The 9,148-nt window shown below is 68.5% G+C and carries 4 protein-coding genes; all 4 read right to left on the bottom strand.

Annotation, left to right across the window (positions count from 1 at the left end; translation table 11 throughout):
- Positions 1–137: 137 nt before the first annotated feature.
- From ACZ6IM_RS09235 to ACZ6IM_RS09220, 4 genes are read right to left on the bottom strand one after another with little or no spacing between them, the layout of a single operon-like run.
- Positions 138–2,879, bottom strand: coding sequence for a bifunctional glycosyltransferase/CDP-glycerol:glycerophosphate glycerophosphotransferase (locus tag ACZ6IM_RS09235; RefSeq protein WP_469555455.1), 2,742 nt, complete (start codon positions 2,877–2,879; stop codon positions 138–140).
- A gap of 50 nt (positions 2,880–2,929) precedes the next feature.
- On the bottom strand, positions 2,930–4,405 hold the full coding sequence (locus tag ACZ6IM_RS09230; protein WP_052837393.1) for a glycosyltransferase family 2 protein: 1,476 nt from the start codon (positions 4,403–4,405) through the stop codon (positions 2,930–2,932).
- 21 nt (positions 4,406–4,426) lie between these two features.
- Entirely contained in the window at positions 4,427–7,180 is a 2,754-nt protein-coding gene (locus tag ACZ6IM_RS09225; protein ID WP_469555451.1) for a bifunctional glycosyltransferase/CDP-glycerol:glycerophosphate glycerophosphotransferase, read from the bottom strand.
- Entirely contained in the window at positions 7,177–8,967 is a 1,791-nt protein-coding gene (locus tag ACZ6IM_RS09220; protein ID WP_052839961.1) for a stealth family protein, read from the bottom strand. Before ACZ6IM_RS09220 ends, ACZ6IM_RS09225 begins: the two co-directional genes overlap by 4 nt.
- Positions 8,968–9,148 lie beyond the last annotated feature (181 nt).

Raw genomic sequence — 9,148 nt, 5'->3', positions numbered from 1 at the left:
ACGCGGTCCCTGCCGCTGGGGGTGGCGCGCGCGCCGGCTAACCCGCCCCGCCCCGGCCGGGGCGGGGGGCGCCCGCGCCGGGCCACGGCCGGTCGCGGGCGCCCCACGCCCCTTTCGTCTTTCGCCTTTCGTCGGTCCTAGCCGTCGGACGCGGCGAGCTCGGCGATGGCGGCCGTCGCGCGGGCGCAGTTGTTGCGGTCCTCGAAGGCGAAGAAGGCGCGCGCCCGGTAGTCGTACTCCGGCTCGCGGACACACCCGTTGCTGAGGTAGCGGATCACTTCGGTCACCACTTCCTCGACGTTGCCGCACACCGGCCCGAACCCGTCATACGCGGCCTCGAAGTACCCCTTCCGGGCGTGCTTCGCCCAGTACTCGTCCGGGTCGAACCGGGCGTAGACGAGCGGCGTGCCGAGGTAGGCCATGTCGAAGTGGACCGAGGACCAGTCGGTGATGAACAGGTCGCACTGGCGCAGCGCCGTCTGCACGCTGACTTTCGTCTGGTCCAGGCGCTGCACCCGTGGGTGGTCCGGCACCACTCCGTCGACCATGTTCCGCATCTCGTAGTGCGGAAGGAAGTCGAGCACGTAGTCGTAGTGCTCCAGCGCCTCCATCAGCTTCGGGTGACGCAGCAGCTGCACCATGAACTCGCGGTAGGTCGACTCCCGGAAGATCTCGTCGACCGCGTCCTGGTCGGCACCGTCCTGCTGGAGGTAGGAGGGGATCGTCAGGTACTTGCGCCAGGTGGGCATCAGCAGGACCCGCCTGCGGCCGCGGTCCGGCTGGAGGGCGTCGAAGCGTGGGAAGCCCAGCGCCTTGGCCTGGTCGCCGTAGTGCATGTGCTCGGAGAAGTACTCGGCCTCCCGGTCGCTGGTCGCGAACACCAGGTCCACGCCGGTCCGGTTCCGGTGCAGCGCCTTGCTGCCGTCCTCGTCCGTGACCCCGTGCTGGAGGAAGACCCGCCGGGCTCCGATGCGCCAGTTGAGGTGCTTGAGGTACTTCGTGCGGTCCCAGCCGTCGGGGAGCATGTACGAGTCGATGTCGTAGGCGTTGATGAGCAGCGAGGCGTGCAGCATGAGGAGCTTGTGCTTCCAGGAGCTGTGCGCCACCACGTTCCCCAGGCGCTTCAGCTTGGCCCGGTCCGCGCTGCCCTTCTCGATGATGTAGTAGGCCTTGCGGCGGCGCTCGTGCTGACGCAGGTACGTGAACAGGTGCAGGCTGTTGTCCTGCGCGGTGTCCCTGCGCTCTCCGATCAGCCAGATCTCCTTGCGGCGGTAGAACCGGAGTGTGGCCCGCCGGATGGCACGGGCCCGCCAGAAGGGTGCCTTGCGCTTCTTCTGGTCCTGGTCCAGCTCCTCCAGGAACTCCTCCCAGTCCTTGTCCCCGTCCCGGCCCCGTGCTTCCCGTACGACCAGTACCGCGTTGTCCTTGCCCTTCGACAGGGGAAGGACCCAGCGGTCGGCGACCTTCATGGGCCGGGCGCCGCGCAGCATCGCCGTGGTGGTCATGCACGGGCGCGAGACATCACGGCCTGAGGTGCAGAAGACCAGCTTCAGCGGGAACTCGCCGTCCTTGAGCGCGCCCGCCGGGACGACCGCCTCGAATCCGCCCCAGGCCAGGTCGTCCCGGGTGGCCATCAGGTCACTGCGCCAGACCTGCTGCGCGGGCACCATCTGACCGCTCTTCTCCACCCACAGCTGCAGTCGGTTGCGCATGGGGCGGCCCATCGGGAGTCCGTTGAGGACGAACCGCCCGGCGACGAGGACTCCGCCGGACTCCGGGACCGCCTGGATCCGCTCCACGTGCACGCTGGTGGAGGAGACCTTGGTGAGCGGCAGCAGCGCGCTCGGCACCGCCACGTCGAGGTAGAGGTCTCCGCCTCGTCCGTACACCCCGCCGATCGCCTGGTCCGGGCGGGCGAAGAGCTCGTACCAGTTCATGTACATCGCGAGGAACGGCACCCGGTGGCGGGCGTCGTGGGTGGAGGCCAGGACCGCGTCGGGTGTCACCAGTGTGTAGACCGCGCGGGCACGCTGGAAGAGCTGGAACAGCTCCTCCTCGGGCAGGACCTGCGGCGCGCGCAGGGCGAACCCCTGGTAGCTGCGCACCAGGAACCGGTTGAGGACCTCCTGCCGGTGGCCGGACAGGCGGGAGCGGAGGGTCATCAGGTACTCCTCCAGAAGGAGGTGATCCCAGTAGTTCGCCGTGCGCTCCCACAGCTTGTCCATCGTGGAGTCCTCGGCCGCGCGCTTGCGGTACTTGTAGACCGTGCTCGGCACCATGGCGATGCGGTCCGCGAGCAGCATGGCGGGGACCGAGAAGAACGCGTCCTCGAAGTGCACGCCTTCGCGGAAGCGGATGTTGTTGGCGCGGATGAACTCGATGTCGAAGAGCTTGTGGCAGGCGCTTCCACCGTGGATCATCTCCGGAATGTTCTCGATTCCGGGGTGCACCTGCACCTGCTTGCCGAAGTAGCGCAGCCAGGGCCAGTTGGTCTCCTCCGGGAACGTCTCCATCCGTCCGATGGTGAGCGGCACCCGCTCCTTGACCGCGGTCCGCCACATGGTTTCCAGGGCGTCCTCGGGCAGTACGTCGTCGGAGTCGCAGAAGGTGATGTAGCGGGCGCTGACCAGGTCCATGCCCGCGTTCCTGGCCCCACCGGCCTTCCCCTCCGCGTGTACGAACGCCCACACGTTGGGGTGCCGCGCCGCGAACTCCGCCGCTATCGCGGCCGAGCTGTCGCTGCTGCCGTTGTCGACCAGGACCACCTGGCAGCGGTCGAAGATCGTCTGACGGGCCAGCGAGTCCAGGCACTCCGGGAGATATCTCTCCACGTTGAAGATGGGGACGACGACGGCGACGGCGTAGAGGGGTTCGAACACGAATGACTCCTGATTTCTGACGAATACCCCATTTCTGGAGCGGACTCTGATCAGTGCTGGCTGGACTCGACGACCAGTTGGGCGTTCCCGCCCTCGGCAGTGATCCGCGCGAGGCCGTGGAATCCGTTGACGGGCGGGTGCTGGGCCAGGGCCGGGGAGACGGCGCAGGGGCGCGAGACGTCCCTGCCCCGGGTGCACACCACGAGGCGCACGGGGAAGGAGCCGGCCGGGAACTGCCGGGGATCGACGGTCACGCTGAAGACCGCTCCCGACTGATCCGGGCGGTCGTGGGAGTACCCGTGGTTCACCGCCGGAAGGGTCTTCCCGCTGCGTTCGAACCAGACCTGCAGCTCCAGCTTGGCCAGCAGTTCGTCCGGGACCCCGTTGACCGAGAAGCGCCCGTGGATCACCGCCGTCCCGCCGTCGCCCGCGGAGATGCCCTCGATCCGGGCCGGGACGGATGTGACCTTCGTGAGCGGCAGCCCCCACGACGTCCCCGGGTAGTCGACGTAGAGGTCGCCCTCGCGGCCGAAGACCGGGCCGAGCACCGAGGCCGGACGGTAGAAGAGGTCGAAGTCTCCGAAGTGCAGCGCGAGATAAGGGAGCCGGTGCCTGGTGTCGTGCGTGCTGCGCGCGAACTGCTCCGACGTGATCCCCCAGTAGAGCGTGCGGCAGCGCTCGAAGAGCTGTCGGCAGTCGGCTTCCCCGAAGACGTGGGGTGCCCTCAGCAGGAAGCCCTGCATGCTGCGGATCAGGAACCGTTCCAGCGTTTCCTGCTGGTACGGAGTGAGCGTCTGGCGCATCGCCGCGAGGTACTCCAGCATCACCAACTGGTCGGCGTAGTTCTGCGGGAGGTCCCAGATGGTGTCCATGACGGAGGTGCCGTCACCGCGCCTGCGGTACTCGTAGACGGGGGCGTCGACCAGCGCGATGCGCTCCGACAGCAGCAGTGCGGGCTGGGAGACGTAGGCGTCCTCGAATGCGGTACCGGTTCCGAACCGGATGCCCTGGGACCGCAGCAGATCGAGGTCGAAGATCTTGTTCCAGCAGGACGCCGAGTGGATCAGGTCGGGGATGTCGACGACGCTGCTCACCGTCTTGACGTTCTTGCCGAAGTACTTGTGCCACGGGGCCTTGACCGGCTTGGGGACGTACTTCTCCCGCCCCACGACGACCGTGGCCCTGGTCTTGACGATGGTGTTCCGGAGCACTTCCAGGGAACGCTCGGGCACGATGTCGTCGGCGTCCCAGAAGACGATGTACGGCGTCGTCGCCATGTCCATGCCCATGTTGCGCGCGTCCCCGGCCCGGCCCTCGGGCTGGGCGACCAGGTCGACGTTGGCGTGCCGGGCGGCGAACTCGCTCGCGATCGCCACCGACTGGTCGGTGCTGCCGTTGTCGACGAGGATCACATGGGCACGCGCCAGCGCCGTCTGCGCGGCCACCGACTCCAGAAACGCACCGAAGTAGTTCTGGACGTCGCGGAACGGCACGACGACTGTGACGTCACGGTTGGCTTGGGACATATTTCCTCCTGGAACACCACATCAATGCTTCGACCCCCGAACGAGGCTTTCGATAGCTTCCGAGGCCCTCACATTGTTCTGCTGGTCCCGGTACTCGAAGAAATTCTCCGCCCGTCGCAGGTACTCGGGCTCCGGCGCACATCCTCCCCACATGTAGCGCACCACTTCGGCGACGGTTTCCTCGACGGTTTCGCACACCGGCCCGAATCCGTCCCGGCGGGCGTCGAAGTACCCCTTCTGGTAATGCCCGTCCCAGTATTCGTCGGCATCGAACTGCGCGTAGACCAAGGGCGTCCCCAGGTACGCGACGTCGAACGCGGTCGACGACCAGTCCGTGACGAAGAGATCGCAACGCCGCATGGCCTCCTGCACGCTGATCTCGTTCTGGTCGACGATTCTGACTCGCTTCAGGTCCGGCACCATGTCCGCGACCATCGCGCGCATTTCGTAGTGCGGCAGGAATTCCAGGGTGTAGTCGTACCGGTCCAGGGCGGTCAGCAAATCCGGGTCGTTCAGGAAACGGACCATGAACTCCCGGTAGCTGGAGGCGAGGAACCGGTCGCGTGCGGCCTGTCGCGCCTCGCGTCCACCGCCGTCACGGCTGTAGGAGGCGACGGTCAGGTAGGCGCGCCACGTCGGCATGAACAGGATCGTGCGGCTGCCGCGAGAGGGGGTCAGAGCGTCGAAGCGGGGGAAGCCGCTGACCTCCACCTGTCCTTCGTAGCCGAGTTCTTGCGACAGGAACCGCCCCTCGTCCCGGCTCACCGCGAGGATGAGGTCGACACCCGTGCGGTTGCGGTGCAGGCCCTTGCTGACGTCCTTGTCGGTCACTCCGTGCTGCAGGAAGACCCGGCGGGCACCCACGCGCCAGTTCAGGTGCTTGAGGTAGCGGGTCCGGTCCCAGCCGTCGGGCAGCATGTAGGTGTCGATGTCATAGGCGTTGACCAGCGCCGACGCGTGCAGCATCAGCAGCTTGTGCTTCCAGGAGCTGTGCGCGACGACGTGTCCGAGCCCGGCCAGGTGGGCTCGGTCCGGGCTGCCCGCCCGGATCACGTAGTACGCGCCGCGCCGCTTCCCCGAGGTGCGCACGTGGCGGAACAGATGCCAGCTGTTGTCCTGCGCGGTGTCGCCCCGCTCGCCGAAGAGCCAGATGTCCCGTCCCAGGAGAAGCGGTTTCAGCGGCTTGCTGAGCAGCCGGATCAGGCGCTGCTTCCAGAAGGGGCGCCGGCGCAGCACGTGTTTGGCGTCCTTGGCGAGGAGGCCGCCCGGCACGGCGCGCCCGCCGGGTCGGCGGGCCGTCCCGAGGACCATCAGGATCGCCCGGTTCTTCCCCTTCCAGTGCGGCACCACCCGTGTGCCGCGGTGCTCGACGACGCGTGCGCCGCGCAGGTAGCCCGCGGCGACCAGGCACGGGGTGACCACCTGGCCGCCCTCGGCGTCGACGGCGAACTCCAGGTCGTGAATGCCCCGCCGCAGGGCGTCGAGGGGCAGTTCCGCGGTGAAGCCGCCCCATTCGGTGTCCGGCCGCGTGTTCTTCATGTCCCGCCGGCGGACCTGGGTGGCGGGCACGCTGAGCCGGCTCCCGCGTACCCGCAGGCTCAGCTGCCCGTCCAGCGGTCGGACCATGGGCATGCCGCCCACCTCGAACCGTCCGGAGAGCCTCAGTCTTCCGGTTCCCGGCACCTCACGGACGTGCTCGAGGTGGGCGGTGAAGGGCGTGGCGCGCGCCAGCGGGGCCAGCCGGTCCGGGAGGCCGCCGAGAAGGTGGGCGTCGCCGTCGCGTACGGAGAGCTTGTGCAGTCGGGCGGCCCGGTCCGCGAAGAGACCGAAGTCCCCGGTGGCGAAGGCGAGGTAGGCCACGCGGTGGCGGGCGTCGGCGGTGGCCCTGAGGACCAGGTCCGGCTCGACGTCCCGGTAGACCGCGCGGCACCGCGAGTAGATCTCTTCCAGTTCGGCCCCCTGGAAGAGGTCGGGCGCCCGGAGCGCGAAGCCCTGGTAGCTCCGGACCAGGAAGAGGTCGAGCACGGCCCGCGAGAGGTCCGGAAGGCCCGCGCCCATCCGGTGCAGGTACTCCACCAACTGCAGGTGGTCCCAGTAGTTCTGCCGGCGGGTCCAGATCGCGTCCATGGTCGAGTTGCCCGCGGCGCGCTTGCGGTACTGGTAGACGCACTGGTCGACCAGAGCCAGGCGGGTGGCGAGAACGAGCGCGGCCACGCCGACATAGGCGTCCTCGAAGTGGACGCCTTCCGCGAAACGGATGCCGTGGGAGCGCAGGTAGGCGAGGTCGAAGAGCTTGTTGCAGGCACTGGCGCTGTGCACCAGCTCGGGCAGCTCCGCCACACTGGCGAAGGTCCGGTCGCCCTTGCCGAAGTACCCCTTCCAGGCCCAGTTGGTCGGCTTGGGGAACGTCTCCATCATGCCCACCACGACCTGGGCGCCGGTGGTCGTGGCAGCGTCCAGCATGCGTTCCAGCGCGGTGGGCGGCAGGACGTCGTCGGAGTCGCAGAAGGTGATGCGGGCGCTGGTCGCCCGGTCCATCCCGAGGTTGCGGGCCGCTCCGGCGCCCCCGCCGCGGCGCACCAGGACCGTGGTGTTGGCGTGCCGGCGGGCGAACTCGGCGCAGAGCCGGTAGGAGCCGTCCGTGCTGCCGTTGTCGACGAGCAGGACCTCGCAGCGCTCGAACACCGTCTGCGCCGCGATGGAGTCCAGGCACTCCTGGAGGTACTGCTCCACGTTGTACACCGGCACGACCAGCGTGACGTCATAGGCGTTCATGTGCGCTGGGGCTCGCTCGCGGGCTCGATGGCGTTCTTGTGGTCCGCCACCTCGTACGGGCTGGGCACCGGGAAGTAGGCCTTGAGGAAACGATCCAGCATGGTCCGCTGCGCTTCCGGGTCAGCGGCTTCCACCGTGTCGTTGAGGCAGAAGGTGTCCATGTTCCGGTTGGCGAGGAGCGTGTTGAGGCGCCGGTCGGCAAGGTCCGCCGACAGGTCGATGTACCGGTACTGGATCTCCCCCACCGTGGCCCGCGCCGAGTGATAGGCGAAATAGTGATGCAGTGACGAGGCGATCGGCACGTCGTCGGGGGACCGGAAACGTGAATGCTGGGTGGCGGCGTGCTCCTGGGCGAAGGTCTCCTCGATCTCCTGCAGCACACTCCTGCGCAGCGCGTGCGGGGTGTGCTTCATCTTCTGGGAAATGGCGGTACCGAACTTCTGCGCGATGAGCCAGCGGCTGTTCTTTCCCGCGGCGTTGACCGGCAGGTCGTCCGGGGATGTCGGCCCGCCCGGGATCAGTGCGGGCGAGGTGAAGAACTTGGTGATGCCGTTCGGGTGGAAGAAGTGCGCGGGCGTGACCGGCCGGCCGAAGAACACGTCGTCGTTCAGGTAGAGGAAGCACTCCGAGAGCCCCGGGATGTGGTGCAGCTGGCTCTCGATGGCGTGGGAGTTGAACGTCGGCAGGGCGGCGGCCTCGGAGAAGATCTCCCGGTGGTCCACCACCCGGAGGTTCGCGTGCTGCGTCTGGAGCCAGGAGGGCACCTGCCCCGCCGTCACGAGATAGATGTTGCGCACCCAGGGCGCGTTCTGGTGGAGCGAGCGCAGTGAGTAGCGCAGTTCGTCACGGCTGGTGAACCGCGAGTCGTTCGCCGCCTGCTCGTGCAGCCCGTCCGCGGAGAATCCCCGGCGCACTCGGTCGCGCGACGCCCGCCAGACCGGGTCCGAGTCGTCCACCCAGGTGTACACGACGTCGATGGGGAACTGGTGGTCCTCGGGGAGCGGCACGGCGAACTCGGCCAGCGTCCGAGCCGTCCCGGTGCGGTACGCGGGGGGTATGGGGCTGAAGAGGCTCTGCGGCGCCGACTTGCGCACGGCCCCCGTCGGCACCGCGTCGATGACCCGGTTGGGCCGCGGGGCGCGCAGCTCCCCGTCCCGCTCCGTCCACATCTCGATGTCGCATCCGCTGGCCGCGCCGAAGACCAGTCGCTGGGTGGGGTCGCACACGTACCAGGCGACCCTCAGCACCTTGTGGTTGCGCAGCTGCCGCCAGGACCGCTCCTCGTCGCCGGGCTCCATCCGGGCCTCGCTGCCCGCGGCCGGTCCCACGTAGCCCGGGGCCTGTTCGAAGGCCAGCCGGAGCAGCTCCTCCACCAGCGGGCGGGACGCGGTGGGGACGGCGACGGCGGGCAGTCCGCTGTTCGTGCCGCGCACGCAGAAGTAGTCGATGCCGGCCGACTCCAGGACGGAGACCACGATGTTGAGGTTGCGGGCCCGGGCCGCCCAGTCCGTCGCACCCTCGACCAGCAGCGCGCGCATGTGGCGGCGGCCGACCCGGACGACTCGCCGGGTGTGGGCGGGGCTGTGCCGGGGAGCGTTGCGCTTGCCCCCCATCGCCCAGACCACCGCGGCGGAGCGTACCGAGTCGGCGGCGGTGAGCGAGGACTTCACCGCCTTGCGGACGGGAGTCGGCACCCCGCGGACGATGCGCCGCCTCGCGCCGGTCGGGACCGCGGACCGGTACGCCGAAATCAGCGCTCCGGCTTCAGGGTTGTCCGAGCCACCCACGAGGCATCCACCATCCGTACCCAGCAGCTCTGCCCTCCAAGGACGTCCACACCTCGCTGTGTGGGGCCTTGGACTAGAAGAAGCACGCATTCCCAGACACGGGGGCCCATCACCCCCGATTCGACTGCGATCGCCACGCACGGCAATCCATCAAACTTTCACATAATGGTTTCCTAAAAGT

The sequence above is a fragment of the Streptomyces sp. NPDC042336 genome, assembly GCF_055581985.1.
The sequence above is the reverse complement of the archived record's forward strand: the minus strand, read 5'-3'. Positions and strand labels throughout refer to the sequence as shown.

Bases quoted from the DNA above. Each gene is read 5' to 3' on its own strand.
- ACZ6IM_RS09230 (WP_052837393.1), bottom strand. From the start codon at position 4,405: ATGTCCCAAGCCAACCGTGACGTCACAGTCGTCGTGCCGTTCCGCGAC.
- ACZ6IM_RS09225 (WP_469555451.1), bottom strand. From the start codon at position 7,180: ATGAACGCCTATGACGTCACGCTGGTCGTGCCGGTGTACAACGTGGAG.